This is a genomic window from Candidatus Nanohalovita haloferacivicina (genome assembly GCF_029232205.1).
GTDB classification, from domain to species: Archaea; Nanohalarchaeota; Nanosalinia; order Nanosalinales; family Nanosalinaceae; genus Nanohalovita; species Nanohalovita haloferacivicina.
In genome coordinates, this window is the sequence record NZ_CP107255.1 from 49,236 (window position 1) to 67,480 (window position 18,245).

The 18,245-nt window shown below is 46.0% G+C and carries 20 protein-coding genes; 10 read left to right on the forward strand and 10 right to left on the reverse strand.

The window, feature by feature from the left end; genetic code table 11:
- Nucleotides 1–59 precede the first annotated feature (59 nt).
- Nucleotides 60–842 carry a DUF502 domain-containing protein gene (locus tag HBNXNv_RS00295; protein WP_347720838.1) on the reverse strand — a complete coding sequence of 261 codons (783 nt, stop codon included), beginning with the start codon at nt 840–842 and terminating at the stop codon, nt 60–62.
- Nucleotides 843–925: 83 nt separating this feature from the next.
- Here HBNXNv_RS00295 and HBNXNv_RS00300 point away from each other — a divergent pair, with 83 nt between their 5' ends.
- The gene (locus HBNXNv_RS00300) at nt 926–2,083 is read left to right on the forward strand and encodes an NAD(P)-dependent malic enzyme (protein ID WP_347720839.1); all 1,158 of its coding nucleotides are present in this window, start codon (nt 926–928) and stop codon (nt 2,081–2,083) included.
- Nucleotides 2,084–2,115: 32 nt separating this feature from the next.
- The gene (gene map, locus HBNXNv_RS00305) at nt 2,116–3,009 is read left to right on the forward strand and encodes a type II methionyl aminopeptidase (RefSeq protein WP_347720840.1); all 894 of its coding nucleotides are present in this window, start codon (nt 2,116–2,118) and stop codon (nt 3,007–3,009) included.
- Here the strand turns inward: map and HBNXNv_RS00310 are convergent.
- Genes HBNXNv_RS00310 through HBNXNv_RS00325 form a run of 4 tightly spaced genes read right to left on the reverse strand, consistent with a single transcriptional unit; the run spans nt 3,006 to nt 7,133 of the window.
- Nucleotides 3,006–3,533 (reverse strand): hypothetical protein, encoded by a 528-nt coding sequence (locus HBNXNv_RS00310; RefSeq protein WP_347720841.1) that lies wholly within the window; start codon nt 3,531–3,533, stop codon nt 3,006–3,008. The two genes, map and HBNXNv_RS00310, sit on opposite strands and share 4 nt — an antisense overlap.
- On the reverse strand, nt 3,533–4,462 hold the full coding sequence (locus HBNXNv_RS00315) for a thioredoxin domain-containing protein (protein ID WP_347720842.1): 930 nt from the start codon (nt 4,460–4,462) through the stop codon (nt 3,533–3,535). The genes HBNXNv_RS00310 and HBNXNv_RS00315 overlap by 1 nt, the downstream gene beginning before the upstream one ends.
- Nucleotides 4,463–4,519: 57 nt before the next feature.
- Nucleotides 4,520–6,790, reverse strand: coding sequence for a CDC48 family AAA ATPase (locus HBNXNv_RS00320; protein WP_347720843.1), 2,271 nt, complete (start codon nt 6,788–6,790; stop codon nt 4,520–4,522).
- Nucleotides 6,774–7,133: a hypothetical protein gene (locus HBNXNv_RS00325; protein ID WP_347720844.1), complete on the reverse strand. Its 360-nt coding sequence runs from the start codon at nt 7,131–7,133 to the stop codon at nt 6,774–6,776. The genes HBNXNv_RS00320 and HBNXNv_RS00325 overlap by 17 nt, the downstream gene beginning before the upstream one ends.
- A gap of 106 nt (nt 7,134–7,239) precedes the next feature.
- Between HBNXNv_RS00325 and radB the strand changes: the two genes are divergently transcribed.
- From radB to HBNXNv_RS00350, 5 genes are all read left to right on the forward strand, one after another.
- A complete protein-coding gene (gene radB / locus HBNXNv_RS00330) occupies nt 7,240–7,929 on the forward strand; it encodes a DNA repair and recombination protein RadB (RefSeq protein WP_347720845.1) in 690 nt (229 codons plus the stop codon).
- Between the two features lie 68 nt (nt 7,930–7,997).
- The gene (pheA, locus tag HBNXNv_RS00335; RefSeq protein WP_347720846.1) at nt 7,998–8,777 is read left to right on the forward strand and encodes a prephenate dehydratase; all 780 of its coding nucleotides are present in this window, start codon (nt 7,998–8,000) and stop codon (nt 8,775–8,777) included.
- 9 nt (nt 8,778–8,786) lie between these two features.
- Entirely contained in the window at nt 8,787–9,881 is a 1,095-nt protein-coding gene (locus HBNXNv_RS00340; RefSeq protein ID WP_347720847.1) for a pyridoxal phosphate-dependent aminotransferase, read from the forward strand.
- A 7-nt stretch (nt 9,882–9,888) separates the two neighbouring features.
- Nucleotides 9,889–10,743, forward strand: coding sequence for a prephenate dehydrogenase/arogenate dehydrogenase family protein (locus HBNXNv_RS00345; protein WP_347720848.1), 855 nt, complete (start codon nt 9,889–9,891; stop codon nt 10,741–10,743).
- A gap of 43 nt (nt 10,744–10,786) precedes the next feature.
- Complete coding sequence (locus HBNXNv_RS00350; protein ID WP_347720849.1) at nt 10,787–11,065, forward strand: chorismate mutase; 279 nt, start codon at nt 10,787–10,789, stop codon at nt 11,063–11,065.
- Nucleotide 11,066: 1 nt separating this feature from the next.
- On the opposite strand, the gene topA is transcribed toward HBNXNv_RS00350, so the two are convergent.
- Both topA and HBNXNv_RS00360 read right to left on the reverse strand, forming a co-directional pair.
- Nucleotides 11,067–13,121 (reverse strand): DNA topoisomerase I, encoded by a 2,055-nt coding sequence (gene topA, locus HBNXNv_RS00355; protein ID WP_347720850.1) that lies wholly within the window; start codon nt 13,119–13,121, stop codon nt 11,067–11,069.
- A 94-nt stretch (nt 13,122–13,215) separates the two neighbouring features.
- Nucleotides 13,216–13,425 (reverse strand): hypothetical protein, encoded by a 210-nt coding sequence (locus tag HBNXNv_RS00360; protein WP_347720851.1) that lies wholly within the window; start codon nt 13,423–13,425, stop codon nt 13,216–13,218.
- A gap of 325 nt (nt 13,426–13,750) precedes the next feature.
- Between HBNXNv_RS00360 and HBNXNv_RS00365 the strand changes: the two genes are divergently transcribed.
- Entirely contained in the window at nt 13,751–14,212 is a 462-nt protein-coding gene (locus HBNXNv_RS00365) for a hypothetical protein (RefSeq protein ID WP_347720852.1), read from the forward strand.
- Nucleotides 14,213–14,254: 42 nt separating this feature from the next.
- Here the strand turns inward: HBNXNv_RS00365 and serS are convergent, their stop codons facing one another.
- Nucleotides 14,255–15,517 carry a serine--tRNA ligase gene (serS, locus tag HBNXNv_RS00370; RefSeq protein ID WP_347720853.1) on the reverse strand — a complete coding sequence of 421 codons (1,263 nt, stop codon included), beginning with the start codon at nt 15,515–15,517 and terminating at the stop codon, nt 14,255–14,257.
- Nucleotides 15,518–15,771: 254 nt separating this feature from the next.
- Here serS and HBNXNv_RS00375 point away from each other — a divergent pair, with 254 nt between their 5' ends.
- On the forward strand, nt 15,772–16,245 hold the full coding sequence (locus tag HBNXNv_RS00375; protein ID WP_347720854.1) for a hypothetical protein: 474 nt from the start codon (nt 15,772–15,774) through the stop codon (nt 16,243–16,245).
- A 1-nt stretch (nt 16,246) separates the two neighbouring features.
- Here HBNXNv_RS00375 and HBNXNv_RS00380 read toward each other — a convergent pair whose 3' ends face one another.
- The gene (locus HBNXNv_RS00380) at nt 16,247–16,627 is read right to left on the reverse strand and encodes a methylated-DNA--[protein]-cysteine S-methyltransferase (RefSeq protein WP_347720855.1); all 381 of its coding nucleotides are present in this window, start codon (nt 16,625–16,627) and stop codon (nt 16,247–16,249) included.
- Nucleotides 16,628–16,706: 79 nt separating this feature from the next.
- On the opposite strand from HBNXNv_RS00380, the gene HBNXNv_RS00385 reads away from it, so the two are divergent.
- Nucleotides 16,707–16,907 (forward strand): hypothetical protein, encoded by a 201-nt coding sequence (locus tag HBNXNv_RS00385; protein WP_347720856.1) that lies wholly within the window; start codon nt 16,707–16,709, stop codon nt 16,905–16,907.
- Nucleotides 16,908–16,949: 42 nt separating this feature from the next.
- On the opposite strand, the gene HBNXNv_RS00390 is transcribed toward HBNXNv_RS00385, so the two are convergent.
- Nucleotides 16,950–17,975 carry a tyrosine--tRNA ligase gene (locus tag HBNXNv_RS00390; RefSeq protein WP_347720857.1) on the reverse strand — a complete coding sequence of 342 codons (1,026 nt, stop codon included), beginning with the start codon at nt 17,973–17,975 and terminating at the stop codon, nt 16,950–16,952.
- Nucleotides 17,976–18,245: the final 270 nt, after the last annotated feature.

Here is an 18,245-nt window from a genome sequence, read left to right on the forward strand (position 1 = left end):
TGTTTAACTTCTGGCTTTTAATTTATTCTACTGTTTTTTGAAGAGGCCAAGCTGTTTAATTATGTTTTTTCGTCTTCTTCCGGTTCGGGATTGGTTTTTCCGCCGAAGCCTGCTGATAATATTCGTGTTAAGGCCTCCTCGGCTGTTTCGTCAGCGTCTTCTACTTTTTCTTCATCTAGTTCGAGGACGAGGCCTGATGTGATGTTTGGTGCTGTGGGCATGAAGACAATGTCGCGGCCGTCTTTTGTCTTGTTTCCTGTTTTGAAGCCTGTCAGCCTAAATCCGCCGTGCTGAATCTTTACAGGTCTTGAGAAGTCTTCTGCTCCGCCCATTACTGTTTCTGTTGTTACTTTTGTCATGTTGTAGATGCTTCCGATGAACGGTATCATGTCGAAGAACTCGTCTATGATCTTTTCAAGCTGGAATCCTCTTTCTGTTCTAGCTATGCGGCCTACTCCTGTCACTATTACTGCTGCTAGTGTCAGTAAAATAGCCAGTTTGAATGTCTGGTTGATGTAGTAGATATCTGTAAAGTTGAAGTACTGGTTTCCCGGTATCTGACTTATCTTGCTGAAAAGCCAGTCTACAACAAGGAGAACTACTGCTACGGGAAGAACTACGATGAGGCCTGAAACTGCTGGCTGCTTTGGGTTGCCCATTCTCTTTGAGAAACTTTTAATTAGTTCTGAACGATTCTGTCTGTAGTAATCCAGTTTTCTGGTTCCTTCGCGGCCCTTCTTGATTCCGGCCTGCATCATTTTCTGTGTTCCTTTCTCCAGATGCTTCTTCCCCTCTCTGAAGTGTTCTTTGCCGGAACTGCCTTTTTCTCCCCCTTCTGACATACTTAGATGTTGATGCCCGAATCACATAAGGTTATGGCCTCAGGTTGCAAACTGTTTTAGAGATTGCATCACCAGTCATTTCTATGGTTAATCGGAAAGAAGCACTGGAGTTACACAGCAAAAATCCGGGCAAAATCACTGTAGAACCTTCTATAGAGATAGAGGATAAAGAAGATCTGGCAATGGTTTATACGCCGGGTGTTGCAGAGCCCTGCAAGGAAATAGCAGAAGATAAAGAAAATGCATACAAATATACAAGCAAAGGCAATCTTGTAGCAGTAGTGAGCGATGGATCAGCAGTTCTAGGCCTTGGAGATATTGGTCCTGAGGCCTCAATGCCTGTAATGGAGGGAAAGGCCAATCTGATGAAGAAATTCGGAGAGGTCGACGGCTTTCCGGAGGTAATCAATGCTGACAGCGCGGATGATATTATAGAGCACGTCGAAAGAATGGCTCCAACCTACGGCGCTATCAATCTTGAAGATATCAAGGCGCCGAGATGCTTCAAGGCCGAAGAGGCCCTGAAAAAATCTCTTGATATCCCTGTATTCCACGATGATCAGCATGGTACAGCGATTGTCGTAGGTGCTGCAGTCCAGAATGCGCTTGAGTTGTCAGGCCGCGCCCTGAAGGATTCAAGAATTGTTATCAGTGGAGCAGGCGCTTCAGGAATGGCGGTTGCCAATTTCCTGCTTGATGCAGGTGCTGAGAATATTCTCCCTCTGGATTCCTCAGGTATTCTGAGAACAGATGATGAAAATGAGTACAAGGCCGATCTTGCAAAGAGAACCCTGGCCTCTGAAGAGCAGGGCAGTCTTGAAGATGCTATGGCGGGTGCGGACATGTTTATAGGCCTTTCAGCTCCTGGAATTGTTTCCCAGGAGATGGTCGAATCCATGGCAGAGGATCCAGTAGTATTTGCACTTGCAAATCCTGAACCAGAAATTTATCCTGACCAGGCAAAAGAGGCTGGCGCCTTCATTACTGCTACAGGCCGCTCTGACTTTGATAATCAGGTTAACAACTCTATTGCATTCCCGGGAGTTTTCAGAGGAGCTCTAGATGTTAAGGCCTCTGATATAAATGAAGAGATGAAGATTGCTGCTTCCGAAGCTATCAGGAACTTTATCGAGCCTGAGAAGGATAAGATTCTGCCTGAGACTTTGGATAAGGAGCTTGCTATGGTGATTGCTGAGGAAGTTGCCGAGGCGGCCCGTGAATCTGGTGTGGCCCGGCAGTAAGTTTTTCACTTTTCTCTATCCTTTCTTTTCTCATGAACGATGAAGAACGCCAGAAGTACGTTGAAGCAGGAGAAGTAATTCAGAAGGCCCGGAAGCATGCTAGGGAGGTTGCAACTCCAGGAACTAACTTGAAGGAGATTGCTGAAAGTATCGAGCAGCTTATCAGAGATGAAGGCCTTGAACCTGCTTTCCCCGTAAATCTTTCGATAGATGAGGAGGCCGCACACTACTCTCCAGGAGTTTCCGAGGACAGAGTTCTGAAGGAGGACGATGTCTTGAAGATTGATATCGGTGCTCACTGCGATGGATATATTGCGGATACTGCTCTGACAGTTAATCCTTCTGGCAGCGAGGAGGAAATGATTGAAACAGTTGAAGAAGTTCTTGAAGAGGCCCTTGAGTTTTTGGAGCCTGGTGTTACTGTTGGAGAGTTCGGTGCTTTTGTTCAGAGACAGATTCCAGATGATTACTCTCCGATAAGAAACTTGACAGGCCACTATCTGGGCAAATATACTCAGCACGCAGGTGTATCCATTCCTAACGTGGATAACGGTTCTGAACATGTTATTGAGGAGGGAGATGCCGTGGCTATCGAGCCTTTCCTGACTGATGGTTCTGGAAAGATCAAGAACGGGAAAAAAGGTAATATCTACAAGCTAGAGACTGATAGAAATGTTAGAGGCCGTCATGAGAGAAAGCTTCTTGGCGATATCAAGGAGTTTCAGGGCCTCCCGTTCAGCACGAGATGGTTTGATGACTTCGGCGCCCGTCAGAAAATGGCGTTGAACAAGCTTGTACAGGCCGATGTAGTTCATTCCTATCCTGTTTTGAAAGAGGTTGAAGGAGGTACAGTGGTTCAGGCCGAGCACACGGTGCTTGTTGGTGCAGGAGAGGACGGCGAGAACATTGTTACAACTCGTCGTTAAATCTTGCAGGCCTTTCTACCAAGCTGGTTCAAAGTGTATACTGTAGATGCCAGCAGGAATAGAATGGCGATTATTCTTATGCTGTAGCCTGAGAACGGGATCATTGCTATAATGCTTGATGCTCCGGTCAGGCCTACTACTGCTCCTGCACATGCGGTACATGCAGGTGCAAATGTTGCGATGAATGCGCCTGTTATCGATGAGGCATTTTCTCTACCGAACTCCGACAGTTCAAGAAGTCTGAATGCTGCAAGAGTGATGTTAATTCCTATCAGGCCTGAAATAGCTATAACTAGCAGTATTTCTATTTTTGGAAGTGTCTGGAAGTATCTGAGCGATATTCCTGGTGCCAGCGCTACAGCGAGCGAGAGATCTCCTTCAAGGATGTATCTTTCGAGAAGGCCTGAGTTGTTGAAAATGCTGTAAGCTGCTAGCGAGATTATAGAAAGAGAAAGGGATAGAAGGAGGTATCGAGGCCTCCTGAGGATGTCCTTCAGTTTATTCAGGTTTTCCTCTGCGTTCATTATCCCTGGTTCTGGAGTTCCTGATCGATAATTTTGCTCATGGTGTCGTAGGACTGTGCTCCGCTGAGGCTGACGTATCCTTCCTCCTCGCTTCCGATGAAGAAGAGGGGAGTTCCAATTCTGTCGACTTTGCTTCTTACGAGATTTACGTCGTTCTGAACTTCTGAGTTTCCTGAGCTGGAAACACATTGTTCCATTGCTGTTGCGTTTGCTCCTACGTTCTGAGCGATTGATCGGAAGGTTTGATCAGGCATGTCCTGCCCTGAGTCTCCTCCAAGCCATTCGGTTCTTCTCTCGTACAGAGTCTTGCTGAATTCGCTGTAAAGACTGCTATCCTGTTCGTATATGCAGTTAGCGGCCTTGTGTGCCTGAAGAGCGTTCGGGTGCGCAGGATAGTCCATCACCGTGAACTGGATCTCTCCTGTGTCGATGTAGTTTTCTTTCAGCTTGTCGTAGTTCTGATTGTTGTCAATTCTGCCGTTTACACGAGCGGCATCGTCAGGAATTGCGTCCGCACCCATCCATTCTGCACACCATGGACATCCGTAGTCAGTAACCATGATGACTCTTACAGGTGCGTCAGAGGGTCCGAGAGTTGGATCATCGGAAATATTGCTGCTGGCGAACTGTATGCGATCAGAGCTTGAATCATTGTTTACAGAAGGAAGATCAACTCCCTGAGTGTTCAGAGCGTTAAGGCCTCCGATCAAGAAACCTCCTAAAAGAACACCTATCAGAAAGCTGGCATAGACAGTTTTTCGATTATTAAAGTTGAATATGGCCTTTTTGCTTTCTTCATTATTGTTGTCTTCAGAGGAGGAATGATTTTCTTCGTCCTCTTCGATATGTTTCTGGCTTTGATGGATGTGCAGGCCTCTTTTGGAGTCGAATTCTCGGCCGCAGTCATCGCATGTGAATTTTTCAGTCATGTTAGAATATGCTTGTTGAGAATTAATAAGGAAAAGGGAGAAGTTTTTGAGGCCTGATTATGCGTAGTAATCAGGGATCTCTTCTTCTGTCTCCAGCTCTCTCATCTTCTCCGTCATCTGCTTGTAGTGGTCGACGTTTTCGTCGGTTGCTGTTGGCCTTGTGTTATTCATTGCTTCTTCAAAGTCTGCCATGGTGACTTTGTCGCTTTCAGTGTCCGATCTTAGCGCGTTCATTCCGGCCTCTCTGCATACAGATTCTATATCGCTACCTACGAATGTGTCTGCTTCTTCTGCAAGTTTTTCTAGGTCTACGTCGTCTGCGAGAGGCATGTCCTCTGTGTGGACTTCGAAAATCTTTCTTCGGGCCTCCATATCTGGGATTGGGATTTCAACGCTGCGATCGATTCTTCCTGTACGCATGATTGCTGGATCGATCATGTCAGGTCTGTTGGTTGCTGCAATAACTGTTACTCCTTCAAGGGCCTCGATTCCGTCGAGTTCTGTTAGGAGCTGGTTTACTACTCTGTCTCCTACTCCGGAGTCTGAGCTGCGGCCTCCTCTTCTTGGCGCGATTGCGTCGATTTCGTCGATGAAGAGGATGCATGGTGCTACCTGTCGGGCTTTCTTGAAGATTTCTCTGACGGATTCTTCTGATTCTCCTACATATTTGGAGAAGATCTCTGGGCCTTTGATTGAGATGAAGTTTGAGTCTGATTCGTTTGCTACGGCTTTTGCAAGCATTGTTTTTCCTGTTCCTGGCATTCCATATAGCAGGATTCCTTTTGGTACGTCGATTCCCATTCTTTCGAATCTTTCAGGGTATTTTTGAGGCCATTCAACCATTTCTCTTAGTCTTTCTTTTGTGTCGTTGAGGCCTCCGATGTCGTCCCAGCTTGTCTTCGGTACTTCGACCATGACTTCTCTCATCTGGCTTGGCTCGACCATTCTCATTCCTTCGACCATTGCGTCTCTGTCCACGACGAGTTTCTCCAGTACTTCGCTCGGGATTTCCTCGTCCATGTCTATCTCGGGTAGTACTCCTCGTATAACGCTCATAGCGGCTTCTTTGCACAGTGCTTCTAGGTCTGCACCTACGTATCCATGCGTCATGTCTGCGATTTCGTCAAGATCAACGTCTTCTGCCATTGGCATGTTGCGTGTGTGGACCTGCATGACTTCTTTACGGCCTTCACGGTTTGGAACTCCTATCTCAATCTCTCTGTCGAAACGGCCTCCTCTACGGAGAGCTGGATCAATGTGATCTACGCGGTTGGTTGCTGCGATAACTATAACGTTTTCTCTTTCTTCGAGGCCGTCCATTTCAGAGAGAAGTGTTGATACTACTCTTCTTTCTACTTCTCCGCCGGAGTCGCTTCTTTTTGGTGCGATTGCGTCGATTTCGTCGATGAAGATTATTGCTGGTGCTCCTTCCTGTGCTTCCTCGAATTTTTCACGGAGCTGTTTCTCTGATTCTCCGTAATACTTGGACATGATTTCTGGGCCGTCGATTGAGAGGAATGTTGCATCGGCCTCGTTTGCTACGGCCTTTGCCAGCAGTGTCTTTCCTGTTCCTGGTGGGCCGTGTAGTAGTACTCCGCTTGGTGCGCTTATTCCCAGTTGTTGGAATACTTCTGGGTGTTTGAGAGGCAGTTCGATCATTTCTCTTACTTTCTGTACTTCTTCGTCGAGGCCTCCTATGTCTTCGTAGGTTACTTCTGGCACGCTTACTTCTGTCTGGCTTGGTTCTACAGCTTGTTGTTTCATTTCGATCTCCGTTGCGTCGGTTATTTTAACTGCTCCCTGTGGTTTGGTGTTTACCACTGACAGTTTGAGGTCTCCGAATCCAAACCTCATGTTGTCTGATGCTCCGCCCATGAATTCGTCGAAGAGGCCTGGATTCATGTCTCTGTTCGATCCTGGCACTACGATGTCGCCTTTCATGAGGATGCGGCCTCCTAGTCCTCTTTTGAAGTAGTTTGGGTTGGATACTTGCATCATTACTCCTTCTTCTGCTGGCGCTAGTACTACTTTGTCTGCTTCTTCTACGTCTGCTGGGCTGACTTTTACGCTTTCTCCAAGGCTTGTGCCTGCGTTTTTTCTCATGTAGCCATCCATTCGTGCTATTCCCAGGCCTTTGTCCGCGGGGTAGCTTCTGGCGACTACTCCTGCTGTTTCTCTGTCGCCCTGGACTAGTACTCCGTCTCCTTCTCTGACTCCTAGTTCTTCCATGATTTTGCTGTCTATTCTGATCACTCCTTTACCCACGTCTTGCTGGGCGTTTGGAGGGACTTCGCCAACCCGTAGTTTTACTTCATTGTCTTCTGCCATTCTGTTCTTCACCTTCTGTTTCGTCTGCTTGGATCTTCTGGATTATCTGCGGGTCCTGAAGAAGGACCTTGAAAATATGGTGTGAGACCTTTTCTCCCCAGTCCGTAAAGTATGTCTCTACTCGTTTAACATGTTGGTTGGAGAGGATAAAAACCGAGTCGTCTATTCGGACATTTGGGATTTCGTCCATCAGTCCGTCTTTCTCGTATTCGTACTTCTTTCCGTTCCGCTTCACTGTCTGCTTGTATCCAAACAGTCCGCGGTAGAACTTGTTTCTCTCGTACACGGATTCGAACTTATCGCGTTCCGTGTTGTACGTGAGGAGAGAGGCCTCTTTTGACATGGTAGGTGATGGGTAAGGTAAACTTATATTGATTTTTGTGTACGTCAGTAAAAAACTGTTTTTCCCTGAAGAGTAACGATAAAAGATTTCCAATCAGATTTTTCCTGTGAAAGTTGAGAGAGTCTCCACTCAGTGTGAATCCGTCGACAAATTGTTGAACGGCGGAATAGAGAAAGGAATAATCACGAACTTCTACGGAGAATCAGGTACAGGCAAGACCAATGTCTGCATCCAGATAGCTGCCACAGTAGCGGAAAACGGCGGCAAAGTAGTATACATAGATACAGAAGGAGGATTTTCTCCTGAAAGATTTGAGCAGGTAGCTGGAGAAGAGGCCCTTGAAAATATTCTTCTTAGAGATCCTGTAGACTTTACAGAGCAGGAGGAGGCCATTGAATCTATCGCGGAGGTTGTGGAGTCTGAGGATGTTGAGCTTGTGGTTGTGGATTCTGCAGTTTCGCTTTACCGTTTGCAGGTGAATGGTGAGAACGCTTCAGAGATCAATCAGAGGCTTTCAAGGCAGCTTTCCGAGCTTTCGAAGATTGCCAGAAACAATAATATTCCTGTGGTGATCACAAACCAGGTGTACACAAGCTTCGATGAGGAGGAGCTTGAATTGGTGGGGAGAGATGTGCCGAAGTACTGGTCGAAGGCCTTGCTGAAGCTGACTCAGAAAACTAATGGTACACGCAAGATCAAGGTTTCCAAGCACAGGTCAATTCCAGAAGGTAGAAGCACACAGTTCGAAATTACGAACGATGGGCTTTCAACTCCTGACAATAAAGGCCTTTTCTGAATTTCTGCTGAAAGATTTAACAGGTTTAACCAGGAAGACAAGTGTATGGATACAGGAGGTATCAAGAAATGGTGAAGGTCGCACTTCTAGGCCCTTCAGGAACTTATACACATCAAGCAGCTGAAAAATACTTTGACAATCTTGAAACAGAGTTCTGCTCTACTATACGCGATGTTTTCGAGTCAGATGCTGATCAAAAGTTTGTGCCAATCGAGAACTCTCTAGGTGGCGGAGTAACTGATACAATTGATCTACTGGAGGAGCGTGATGAGAAGATTACTGGAGAAGTAATACTTGGAATCCAGCACGCCCTGATATCAGATGAAGAAGAAATCTCAGATATAGAAAAAGTGAAGTCCCATCCTCAGGCCCTCGCACAGTGCAAAGAAATAATTAACGAACATGGATGGGAAACAGAGGAAACCAATTCAACAGCTGATGCGGTTGAAAATCTTTCTGAGGGAGAGGCCGCACTGGCCTCGGAGATCGCAGCAGAACTGAACGAGAAGAATATTCTCAAGAAGTCAGTGCAGGACAGGGACGTGAATGTCACTCGTTTCCTTGTGCTTAATGGAGAGCCGGAGGCCGAGGACAAAACTTCGCTGATACTGAAACCTGGAGAAGACCGGCCGGGCCTACTTCACTCGATGCTGTCATGTTTTTCCGGCCATGAGATCAACCTGAGCCACATCCAGTCAAGGCCTACCAAGGAAAAGCTCGGAGAGTACTTTTTCTATGTCGAGGCGGAGACTGCTAACGGCCGACTTCAGAAGGCGTTGCAGTGTCTTGAGACGTATGGTGAGGTTCAAAATCTTGGAAGTTACAGAGCGGCAGAGATGCCGGAGTAGGATCTAAAAATGCGAGAAAGAATACAGAACATCAATCTATCAATACGAAAAATTTCGGAAAAAGCAGCAGAACAGGACGACATAGTCAGATTCGATATAGGTCAACCCAGCTTTGACACGCCAGAACACGTTAAAGAAGCGGCAAGAGAAGGCCTTGAAGAGAAACAGGGATATTCTCCAATGCTTGGAATTGAAGAGCTGAGAGAAGCGGTTGCCGAGGAAGAATCAGTGAAGAAAGGCCTTGAAGTCTCTAGTGATGAGGTAATGGTTACTACTGGCGGAATGGGAGCACTGTACGCTATAATGGCTGCAAGATTAGGTGCTGATGATAAAGCTGTTTTCAACGATCCGTGCTGGGGGCCTTACAAGATGATTTCAGAGGTTTCCGAGAATCAGTGGAGCCAGGTTCAGTACTGGAACGATGAAAGAGAGCTCAGGGAAGAGGCCCGAGAAGAAATTGCAGATGCCGATCTTGTAATTGTCAATACTCCTGGAAATCCAACAGGGTATGTTCTCAATGAGGAACAGGCCCGAGAGATTGCTGAGGTCGCTGAAGAAAATGATACTTTCCTTGTATCAGATGAAGTTTATCACAGGTTGACCTATGGTCGTGAGCACTACTCTCCAGCGGCCTACGCAGAGAATGCAGCGATTATTGGTTCGGCATCAAAGAACCACGCGATGACTGGCTGGAGGATTGGATGGCTGGTTGATTCTCCTGAGAATATTGAAGAGTATGCAAAGGTTTCGCGGGCTTCAACGGCCTGTCCGCCAAGAATCTCTCAGTATGCAGCTGTAGAGGCCTTACAGAATGATTCTCATGTTGATGAGATGCAGGAGGCCTATGAGGAGAGAAGAGATCTTCTTGTCGAGAGAATGAATGATCTTGGATGGGATTTTGTAGCTCCAGAAGGCGCAATCTATGCTTTCCCGGAGGTTGGAGAGGATTCCTGGGATTTCTGCATGGATATGATTGAGGAAGGTGTTGCAATGGTTCCTGGCGAGCCGATGGGACCTGACAGCGATCAGAATGTTAGGATTTGCTTTGGATCCACAACCAAAGAGGAGATAGAGAAGGCCTTTGACAGGCTGGAGAACAGGTGAATTATCTATGATTGATAGAAAAATTGCGATTGTTGGCGGTACAGGGAAGTTTGGACAGCATCTTGCTGAAAGAATGGACGATAAAAACGAGATCTTTATCTCAGGGAAAACCGTTGAAGATGCTGAGAAAGTTGCAGAGGGTAGAGGCTGGAACTACGGCCCTAGCACCGAGATTGTAGAGGGTGCCGACCTCGTTATTGTTGCTGTGCCGATTGCGGTGACTGAAGATGTTATTCATGAGATAGGGCCTCATGTTGAGGATGATGCTCTTTTCTGTGATATTACGAGTGTGAAGCAGATGCCTGTTGAGGCCATGACGGAGTACTCCGATGAGGTTCTTGGAATGCATCCTATGTATGCGCCGAGTAATTCTATCAGTGGCCAGAAGGTTGTGATGTGTCCTGAAAAAGGTAAAAAGTGGAGTATGATGGAGGAGTTCTGGGAGGAGCACGGCGCTGATCTCCACTTCACTGAGCCTGAGACTCATGACAAGGCCATGTCTCTGGTACAGGGCCTGATGCATTTCTCTGAGCTAGTTGTTGCTGATGTTATCAGGAAGTCCGAGCTTTCCGGAGATGATATGGAGGAGTTTTCCTCTCCGGTGTATCAGTTGATTACTGATTTGACGGCCAGAATGCTGAATCAGAAGCCAGGTCTTTACGGTAGTATTCAGGCTGAAAACCCTGAGAATGGGACTGTCCGTGATAGGTTTATTGAGTCAGCTGAGGATATTAGAGATATTATTGGCGATGAAGAGGCCTTTGCTGGCAAGTTCGATGAGCTTGGAGAAGAGTTTGATCTTGAAGGAGCTCAGAACAGGACTGATCTGGTGATTGAGTTTCTTTCTGAGGAGGTCCGGTGATTTATGGAAAATTTTTTACTGAAAGTTTCAGAAGGTGTATTGTATGGCTGATTTGCTTGAAGACGCAAGAGAGAACATTGATGAGATAAACCATGAGATAGCTGAACTGGTATCCGAGAGAATGGAGGAAGTGGTCAAAGTCGTTGAATACAAGGAAGAGAACAACATGGATGTCAAGGATGAAGGTAGAGAGGAACAGGTTATGCAGCAGTTTGGCGATCTTTTCGAGGAGAGAGATCTTCCTCGTGAGAGAGGCCGTCAGTTAGGCCGTCTTTTGATTGATACTGCGGTCGATGCTGAAAGAGAGATGATGGATAAGTAGTCTACCAGTCGTCCTTGCTTGCGCAGTCGGGATCTATACACATCTGGTAGTCCCTTCCTTTCTTTCTCTGAACATCGATCATCGGCTTTCCACATGTCTCACATTCTTTATCCAGACTGGAAATCTTTCCGTTGTTCGGAAGCGGGTATGTGTTTTCGCAGTCAGGGTAGTTGGAGCAACCCACAAACTTGCTGCCGTTTGACTTGATAATTCTGAGTTTTCCGCCTTCGCGATCTTCTTCCTCACATTTATCGCAAGGCCCGAGAGTTCTCCTTCTCTTTCTCTCGGAATCAATAGTATCTACTAGCTGAGCACCAATCTTGGCCTCGTTCTCCTTGAATTTTTCCAGAGTCTCCTTGAGTTCTTCGCGGGCCTTTGAGAGAACGTCTTCTCGTGACTCCTCCTCATTTCTGATTGACTGCATGTTCTCCTCGAATTCTCGGGTAAGTTCTTCGCTGAGAAGTGTTGGAGAGTACTCTTCGAGTGTTTCGACAATTGTCAGGCCTAGATCTGATACCTCGATTGGATCTTCTTCAATATAGTTTCTGTTGTAGAGCCTGTCAACTACCTGTGCTCTCGTGGCCTTTGTACCAAGATTCTTTTTCTCAAGTTCGGATACGATACCTGACTGGGAGTATCTTCTTGGTGGCTGTGTCTCTTTCTCGTCAAGTCTGAAGTCCTCGATATCCAGAACTTCTCCTTCTTCGAGGCCTGGAAGCTCTGCTTCTTCAACTCTGACGTATGGATCGTAGAGGTCAAACCAGTTTCTTTCCTTGGTGACTTTTGACTTGGCCTTGAATTCGTGGCCTTCAACATCAAGTGTCAGTGTCAGTGACTGTCTCTTTGCTGCATCGCCGAATACCGCGCAGAAGCGCTTGGCAATCAGATCGTAGACCTGACCTTCTCTCTTGGAGAGGCCCGAAGGATGTTCTCCTGTAGGATAGATTGCAGGGTGTGCATCGTCTTTCTTTTTACCCTGTCGAGGATATCTGTCGTCATCGTCTTTTTCAAGCACTTTTTTGGCGGGTTCCTCCAGTTTATCCTGCTTTTTGAGCTTCTTCAGAATATTTTCGTATCCAATCTTGGCAGGAAGCTTCTGCGACTCGGTACGCGGATAAGAAATCAGGCCGTTCTCGTAAAGAGTCTGTGCAATGGCCTGAGTCTGTTTAGGATTAATATTAAACTGTGAAGAGGCCTCTTTCTGAAGGCCTGTTAGGTTGAAAGGAATTGGAGGGTTGTGCTTGTAGTTATTGACCTTGATATTTGATACGTGTGTCTTTGTGGCGTCTTTTACTCTGTTGAATACTCCTTCAGCGACGTCCTCGTTCCATATTCGGTCTTCGTCGTCCTCCCACTGGGCCTCGAACTCTTCGTGGATCAGGTAGATTTCCCAGTAAGGATCTGGCTCGAAGGCCATGATTTCGCGTTCTCTGTCTGCTAGAACTTTCAGTGCTGGGCCCTGTACACGCCCTGTTGAGAGTGTTTTGTATCTGTCGTTTTCTCTTACTGCCTGCATCAGTGCTCTTGAAACGTTGACACCGTAGTAGAAGTCCAGGAAGTGTCTTGTGAATCCGGCCTCTGTCATTCCTTTGTCGTAGCCTTCTAGATTGTCGTAGGCCTCTTGTAGGTCGCTTGCTGTCAGTGTTGAGAACTTCATTCTTTTGATTCTGTCTTCTGGCGCGTCAGCAATCTGTTTTATTACGTTGGCTCCAATTACAGATCCTTCAAGGTCGAAGTCGCATGCGTTGATGTATTCGTCGGCCTTTTCGATCTGGTCGCGTAGGTTGTTGTAGTATTTTTTCATGTAGTCAGCGGAATCATCGGTTTCAAATGTTGGAACCCATTCTACATCGAATACAGGGTAGTCCCATCCTTCGCTGATCTGTTCAAGGTTGAATATGTGGCCTACTGCTGGCGCAATTATTATCTGGTCTGTGCCCTTGTCTATAATGTAGTTTTTGACTCCACGGTTCTCTTCGATGGAGTAATCTCCCAGGGCCTGGGCGATACGGCTTGCTACCTTCGGTTTCTCACCAATCATTACTGTTGTTGCCATTGGTTTATCCATGAACTGAGAAGCTTAAAAGAAGAACGGGTCTCTCAGGCCCTGAAAAATAAAAAAGAAGAAAAAAGGTGTGAAAGGCTGAAATTTATCTCATTGAGCCTGATAGCATTGATGCCGCTACCAGTAAAGCTGCTGAGAGAACTGCAAAGTCTCCACTAGGAGAGTAACCTGCGAGCTGTGATCCATACTGCACGATGAATACTGTTACGAAGAAGGATACTACTCCAAGCAGGATCATTACTACATAGGCCACTACGCTCTCAACAAGCTCTGAAAGAGCTTCCATGATGCTCATAGTATTGTTCACCAGCTGAAATTTTGTTTTACTGCTTAATTTAGTTTGTGGTGGAGGACATTGGTTTTATAAAAATTATAGAAAGATTCTATTCCTATGAACGCATACACGACTTCAGGTGGATGTTTTGTGCCTAAGGGTGGATGCGTTCTGCTACAGTAGACTTTTCTCTAAAAATCTAGTTTCTGTGGAACTTGTGGCTCTATTGCTGCTAGTTTCGCTGCTGTAAAAATTCTAAGGTGATAATCAACATGAAACAACTACAACACAACGCTATACCATCTAAAACATCAAAACCAGCAGAAAAATCAGGAGGTAGATATTAATGGTCGATAGAAAGCCAGAATATGCTCCAACAAACCAAGAATACTGGGAAAGACAGTATGAGGGGGCTGATGGAGTTGAAGACAAAGCAAAAGAAGCTCACCAGAATGCAGAAGATCTTATGAGCGCTATCTATGATGAAAAAGCTCCTTCATCTGTTCCAGAAGATTTTGATATGGATCCGAGACTTGTTTCTGCTGAAAGGTATGCCGGAGTGACTATGGATCGTCCTGGCAACAATCCTTCTCACTATAATCAAAGCGATCAGAGGCCAGAAGATGTAGAACCGCACACAGAAGGCCCTGAACATGAGCAGTGGGTTACTTTGTTGGAAGATGAAGAAGCTATGAAGGCTTTCTCTGGATTATTTGGTGAAGAAGAGACAAGAGAGATTGTAGGCCATCACTCAACTGAGGGCGATAAAGCCTTTGGAACAGGATACGATGCTGGCCTTCAAAATTAGAGAGCGAAGGAGAGGAAGGTTTACCCTCTCTTTTCTAACTCTCTAAACTTCCAGATATTCCTGACCGCCCATGTAGTCCTGTAGAGGTTCTGGGATCTTGACTCCTTTCTCAGTCATGTTGTTCTCAATAATTGCTGTGATAATTCTCTGAGGCACAAGGCCTGTTGCGTAGACTGTGTAAGGAGTCTTTCTTTCTCCTTTTTCTCGGTACTTGGTGTCGAACTCTCGGGCCTGGTAGTCTGTACAGCTACCGTAGCTGCCGACTTCTCCGTACTCTCCTAGAGGAGGCCTCCAGACCTCGATATCGTACTGTTTGAAGGTCTTATTGGAGATGTCGCCGTCGCAGATGTCGACAACTCTGTATGGAAGGCCTAGCTCTTTCATGATTTTCTCTGCGTTGCCAAGGGTTTCTTGGAGAATGTCGAGATGGTTTTCTGGTTTGCAGAATGCGAACTGTTCTACTTTCTCGAACTGGTGGACTCTCCAGAGGCCTCTGGTCTGTTTTCCGTGTTTTCCGGCCTCTCTTCTGAAGTTTGTGGAGTATCCTCCTAGTTTGAGGGGGAGGTCTTCTTCTATTACTTCTCCCTGGTATTTTGCTGCCAGTGCGTGTTCTGCTGTTCCGATCAGGTATCTTCCGTTTTCGTTTACCTGGTAGAGCTGGTCTTCGAATGTTTCCAGGTCTACAGCTGCTGCGATGGATTTTTCTTCCAGCATGTACGGTACCTGATAGACTCCGAAGTCTCTTTCTTTCAGGAAGTCGATTGAGAAGTTGATGAGTGCCTGGCTTAGTTTGAGTAGTTCCGGGTCTAGGAAGTAGGCTCTTTCTCCTCCTACTTCTGTGGCCTTTTCTGCTGTTAGAAGGTCGTGTTCTTCCAGGAAGTCGGCTGCGAGTTCGGAGTCTTCTTTTCTGCCGTTTTCCGGTTCCCAGTTTCTGAGTTCTGGGTTGTCTTCCTCACCTTCTCCTTCGGGTACGTCGTCGGCCAGAAGGTTTCCGACCTGATATCTTACTTCATCGCGTTCGTCTTTTAGTTCGTCGACTTTGTCTTCTAGCTCGCTTATGCGCTGTTTTACTTCCTGCATACGCTCTATTTTTTCGGAGGCATCCTCGCCTTCCTTTTTAAGTTCCGCGATCCTGTCTCCTACTTCGTTTCTTTCCTGTTGTAGGCTTTCAAGTTCCTGTAGTTTTTCTCTCCATTCTTTGTCGAGTTCAACTACTTCATCTACTTTTTCAGGGTCCTTTCCACGCCTTCTCTGCGCGTCCTTGATGTCCTCAGGATTATCGCGGAATACTTCTATACTGATCATACTTAACCACTTATGCAGAAATTTTTATCTAGAACAGGTTTTGGGATCCGAAGCTCTCTGAGTTTCTGGTTGCAGAAACTTCGCAGAAGTTTCGAATAGAAAAGGCTCTCATCAAGCCTGGTTGGTTGCAATATGCGTCCGGTGAGAAAAGCGTCCACCTTTCATTGTAGAAAGGTATTTTTACACTGATCTTTAAACGGTTTTACACTGCTGAAACCCCAATCTTTATATGTTGTCATGAGCAAGTAGTAATTATGGATGATTATGCTGAGGCCATGGATTATCTGCAAGAGTTTGATGAGAAACTTGGAGAAGAAGGTCTTGAGCTAGAAGGAGTGCTTATTGGCCAGGCTGCTCTCTGGGAGTATGCTGAAAGATATGATGAAGAGATGGAGGGCCGTGAAACTGATGATATTGACATTTATGTTCCTGACGTGATGCAGGCCTTTGATATTGCAGAGCTTTATGATGAAGTACCTCAGCAGACAGGTACCCGGCTGGAAGTTGACAAGGATCCGGAGATGTACATGGATCTTATATGGGATCATCCAATGGCGGAAGAGTTTGTTGAAGCGATGGAGTCTGAAGAAGCAGAGATGGTTGAAGGACTTGAGAACATCGATCTCTACCTGCTTCCTGAAGACGTGTACATTGAGAGCAAGAGAAACGCTGGAAGGGAAAAGGATGATGAAGATATTGCAAAGCTAGAGCAAATGATGGCTCTTTAACCTATTTTTCTAATTGCAGAAGCTTTCTTTTTACATCGCTGTTTGATTCTCCGAGGTAGCCTCCGACTGAGTTCTTTCCAACTACTCTGTGGCATGGAATGATGAGTGGTAGAGGGTTCTGGGAGAGGGCCTGACCTACGGCTACAGGTATTCCGTCGACTTCCTCAGCTATATCTCCGTAGGTCTTGGTTTCTCCATAATCTATTTTCTGAATTTCTCGTAGAACATCTCCGACGAAACCTTCCGGTATATCATATTCAAGGTCAAATGTTTCCCGGTCGCCGTTGAAGTATTCGTTAAGCTGCTCGTTTACTTCTTCCCGCGGTTCCTCGATCAACTGCTCGTACACATTCAAGGTACGGCCGTAGATAGTGATCTTCACAACTGAAATTGTATCTGGATTCTTTTTAGTTCAACGCCAATCACTCTACATCATAAAGATGCCTGCACAATAACTTTACATGAAAGAAGTAGCAGGCTACAAGTTTGATGAAACACATCCTCTAGAACTGAAGGAAAAAGTAGTAACAGAAAAAGAGTTCGACAAGATAAAAGAAGCAATGGATCTTGCAGATAATATCAGATTTGGAAAAAGGCCTTTCGACGCTCCACCAGGAAAAGTACGTGTCTGGGTTGAAGAAGACGATCCTGAAGAAGAATAAAAGATATGTAGAAATGTAGAGGCCTTTTTACGGCCTCTTAGTTTATTTGAGGTACTCTGGTTTTTCGTGGCCTATTTCTTCGAGTGGCTGCAGTAGTTCTGGTTCTTCTTTGAATCTTTCTCTTACTGGTTCGAGTCTTTCTACTGCTTCTTCTGCTACGGCCTCTTTCAGGTCCAGTGGGTGGAGTTCTCCTGATTTGAAATCTTCAGCCATGTCTTCGAAGTTTTCGTAGTGGAGGTCGCCTCCGTATTCTTCTTTTCTCTCTATTTCAAGTTCTCTGTCTGCTCCGAAGATGAAGAAGTTGGCGATCTGGATGATTGGGTTGTCCTCTACTTCTCCCTGCGGGCAGTATGCGTCTTCCAGTACGTCTCTGATTCTTTCTGGGTCGGCGTGTAGTGGGAACATTGTGTTCTTCTTTGATGAAGACATTTTGTCTCCGTCTCCTGCCAGTGAAGATAGTAGAGGCCAGTGTAGGCATGTTGGTTTTTCGTATCCGAGTTTTGGTAGTTGTTCTCTTGCGAGCATGTGGATTTTTCTCTGTTCTATTCCTGCTACTGCAAGGTCGAGGTCCAGGTGGACGATGTCGAGGGCCTGCATCAGCGGGTATACGATCTGGCTGATGTAGACTTCGTCTTTGTCTCTGAGATCGTGCTGCATGCTTCTTTCTCCACGGTTGATTGTTGTTTTCTGTGTCATTGTCAGTAGGTCGTGGAAGTATTCGTCGCTTTCCTGGAAGTCTCTGCCGTGTACGTATTCTGCGTCGAGGCCCAGTGCTTCGAATGTTGCCTGCCAGTAGTCGATCATTTCTTCGATCCAGTCTTCCTCTCCTTTCTTGTTGAGGAATGTGTGTAGGTCGGCCCAGAGGATTACGGGTTGGAAACCTGCTTTCTGGATGTCCAGCATTTTACGTACTGAGATCCAGTGGCCCAGGTGTACAGGCCCTGAGGTTTCGTATCCTACGTATGCGCGTGGTTCGTCTTTTTCCTTTAGTATTTCTTCAAGCTCTTCTTCCTGGATTATTTCCTCCGAGTTACGGAGTACCAGATTCTTACGTTCTTCATTATCCATTTTCGATCTACCTGTGGAAAATTTTTGAGAGAACGCTTAAAGAGCTGTTGATAGAAGGTTTTATGGCATCCGAAGCAGCTACTGCTTCTGGATTAGAGAAACTCGTTGCGAGTTTCGATTGTTTCAAACTTCCGCTGATAAAAACGTCCACCTTTCATTGGTATCAAGGATGTATTCGGTCTGAAATGTTAAATTGTTACGGAGAAAGGCCAGAAGGTTGCGGTCAGACCCAATGTTTTTCTTGGAGCTGTAAATATTTTGCTGCGTAAT

Coding starts and splice junctions, on each gene's coding strand:
- HBNXNv_RS00295 (WP_347720838.1), bottom strand. CDS start 842: ATGTCAGAAGGGGGAGAAAAAGGCAGTTCCGGCAAAGAACACTTCAGA.
- HBNXNv_RS00300 (WP_347720839.1), top strand. CDS start 926: ATGGTTAATCGGAAAGAAGCACTGGAGTTACACAGCAAAAATCCGGGC.
- map (WP_347720840.1), top strand. CDS start 2,116: ATGAACGATGAAGAACGCCAGAAGTACGTTGAAGCAGGAGAAGTAATT.
- HBNXNv_RS00310 (WP_347720841.1), bottom strand. CDS start 3,533: ATGAACGCAGAGGAAAACCTGAATAAACTGAAGGACATCCTCAGGAGG.
- HBNXNv_RS00315 (WP_347720842.1), bottom strand. CDS start 4,462: ATGACTGAAAAATTCACATGCGATGACTGCGGCCGAGAATTCGACTCC.
- HBNXNv_RS00320 (WP_347720843.1), bottom strand. CDS start 6,790: ATGGCAGAAGACAATGAAGTAAAACTACGGGTTGGCGAAGTCCCTCCA.
- HBNXNv_RS00325 (WP_347720844.1), bottom strand. CDS start 7,133: ATGTCAAAAGAGGCCTCTCTCCTCACGTACAACACGGAACGCGATAAG.
- pheA (WP_347720846.1), top strand. CDS start 7,998: ATGGTGAAGGTCGCACTTCTAGGCCCTTCAGGAACTTATACACATCAA.
- HBNXNv_RS00340 (WP_347720847.1), top strand. CDS start 8,787: ATGCGAGAAAGAATACAGAACATCAATCTATCAATACGAAAAATTTCG.
- HBNXNv_RS00345 (WP_347720848.1), top strand. CDS start 9,889: ATGATTGATAGAAAAATTGCGATTGTTGGCGGTACAGGGAAGTTTGGA.
- HBNXNv_RS00350 (WP_347720849.1), top strand. CDS start 10,787: ATGGCTGATTTGCTTGAAGACGCAAGAGAGAACATTGATGAGATAAAC.
- topA (WP_347720850.1), bottom strand. CDS start 13,121: ATGGCAACAACAGTAATGATTGGTGAGAAACCGAAGGTAGCAAGCCGT.
- HBNXNv_RS00360 (WP_347720851.1), bottom strand. CDS start 13,425: ATGAGCATCATGGAAGCTCTTTCAGAGCTTGTTGAGAGCGTAGTGGCC.
- HBNXNv_RS00365 (WP_347720852.1), top strand. CDS start 13,751: ATGGTCGATAGAAAGCCAGAATATGCTCCAACAAACCAAGAATACTGG.
- serS (WP_347720853.1), bottom strand. CDS start 15,517: ATGATCAGTATAGAAGTATTCCGCGATAATCCTGAGGACATCAAGGAC.
- HBNXNv_RS00375 (WP_347720854.1), top strand. CDS start 15,772: ATGGATGATTATGCTGAGGCCATGGATTATCTGCAAGAGTTTGATGAG.
- HBNXNv_RS00385 (WP_347720856.1), top strand. CDS start 16,707: ATGAAAGAAGTAGCAGGCTACAAGTTTGATGAAACACATCCTCTAGAA.
- HBNXNv_RS00390 (WP_347720857.1), bottom strand. CDS start 17,975: ATGGATAATGAAGAACGTAAGAATCTGGTACTCCGTAACTCGGAGGAA.